This is a genomic window from Microcoleus sp. T3_A4, assembly GCF_036700465.1.
GTDB lineage: Bacteria > Cyanobacteriota > Cyanobacteriia > Cyanobacteriales > Microcoleaceae > Microcoleus.
Genome location: NZ_JAUBOY010000124.1, coordinates 1 through 2,080 on the forward strand (window position 1 = coordinate 1; position 2,080 = coordinate 2,080).

The window sequence follows — 2,080 nt, forward strand, 5'->3', positions numbered from 1 at the left end:
CCCACATTCCGCAGATATTCAAGCAGAAGGAAAGGAAGATAGATTCGGAGACACAAAACTCCCAAACGATTGCCGTGCAATCGTTTGGGAGCTTTTAGTGTATAATAGATTTCTGCAGTAAAGCAACTCTAAAAATCATGAACCAGCCATTATCGGGGATAAATATCGTAAATTTAGACCACTTGGGAATAGTAGCCGGGATAATAGATGAAATGGAATTGGTAGAAGAAGTCAACAAAAAAGTGGGGATAAGCAACAAAGAAACCCTCAGCCCAGGACAAGTCATGAAAGCGATGATTTTGAACGGATTAGGGTTTTTGAGCGCCCCAATCTACCTATTTGACACATTTTTTGTCGGAAAAGCAACAGAACATCTAATAGGAGAAGGAGTGACCCCCGAACAATTAAATGATGATAGAATAGGCAGAGCATTAGACAAATACCATCAAGCTGGAACGACACAGTTATTCACAGCGATCGCCCTGAAAGCAGCTCATAAATTTCAAGTAGAAATGAACAGCGTTCATCTAGACAGCAGTTCAATATCAGTAGAAGGAGCATACAAAACTCGTCAGGAAAAGAGTCAAGACATTGAAACAGACTCATCAGACCCACCCGATGAAATGAAAGCCATAAAAATCGTTCACGGATATTCAAGAGAGCGAAGACCAGACCTCAAACAATTTATCATTGACACAATAGTCAGCGGTGATGGAGACGTACCATTGTATCTCAAAATAGATGATGGAAACGCCGATGATAAAAGCGTGTTTGTCTCGCGACTCAAAGAATTTAAAAACCAGTGGAATTTCGACGGAATCTGTGTAGCAGACAGTGCCTTGTACACAGCAGAAAACTTATCAGCAATGGCAGGAATGAAATGGATAACCCGAGTACCATTAAGTATCCGATCGGCCCGAGAAAAAATCTCAGCTATCTCAGATAAAGCCTGGAAGTCAGCCCAAATAAAAGGCTACAAAATAGCAGCCATAACCAGCGAGTATGCTAACATCAAGCAAAGATGGATAGTAGTAGAAAGCGACATCAGAAAACAAGCAGCAATCAAAAAAATAGCCCGGGAAGTAGAAAAGCAATTAGAATCAGCTTCTTTCTCACTGCGCAAGCTATTCAGACAAGAGTTTGCGTGTATTGCTGACGCAGAAATCGCGATAAAAAGGTTATCCGATACCTGGAAGTATCACCAGATCGCAGAAATTGAATGCCGAGAAAAACCCGCCAAAAAAACGACAAGCAAGCAGAAACTAGAGAACCACACAAATCCAACAGTTTATCAAGTTACGGGTCAAATAGAAACCCGGTTATCAGTAATAGAAGCCGAACAAATCGCAGCCGGGAGATTTATATTAGCCACCAACATCTTAGACACTCAAAAGGTGAGCGACGAACAGATACTATTAGAGTACAAAGCGCAGCAAAGCAACGAGAGAGGATTTAGATTTATCAAAGATCCATTGTTTTTTACATCAAGCGTCTTTGTGAAAAATCCCGAGCGAGTCGAAGCAATAGGAATGATAATGGGACTGTGCTTGTTAGTTTATACCCTGGCACAAAGGAAATTGAGACAACAATTATCAGCTACCAATGAGGGAGTCAGAAATCAGGTAAAGAAGCTCACCAATAAACCGACAATGCGATGGATATTTCAGATGTTTCAAGCGGTACATTTAGTGACGATCAACGGCTCTAAACAAGTGAGCAATTTAACCCAAGACCGTCAAGATGTATTAAAGCATTTAGGACAGTATTGCAGTAGATACTATTTAATGTTTTTAGGTGGATGACGCTCGTTATTAAGCTGTAGATATTGGTGAATAATCCACATTTATTAGTCAAGATAATTAGCTCTTAGCAGGATTTGGCTTGGCTAAAAAGCTGAGTTATTTCGCAAAAAAAGCGCCATAAATCTATTAAAAAAAGTCAACTATTTCAGTTTAGTTGATTTCGGGAGATTTGACAGGTATCCGTGACGTTAAAACCGCATAAGTTAAACGGAAAAACTTTTTGACTCCAACTTTTCACAACTGATAAAAAAATTCCACACACATCTGCGGAATGTGGG

1 protein-coding gene is annotated in these 2,080 nt (G+C 40.0%); it reads left to right on the top strand.

Features of this window, described 5'->3' with window-relative positions; translation table 11 throughout:
- Positions 1-137 precede the first annotated feature (137 nt).
- Positions 138-1,802 carry an IS1634 family transposase gene (locus tag QUA07_RS29820; protein WP_333332843.1) on the top strand — a complete coding sequence of 555 codons (1,665 nt, stop codon included), beginning with the start codon at positions 138-140 and terminating at the stop codon, positions 1,800-1,802.
- Positions 1,803-2,080 lie beyond the last annotated feature (278 nt).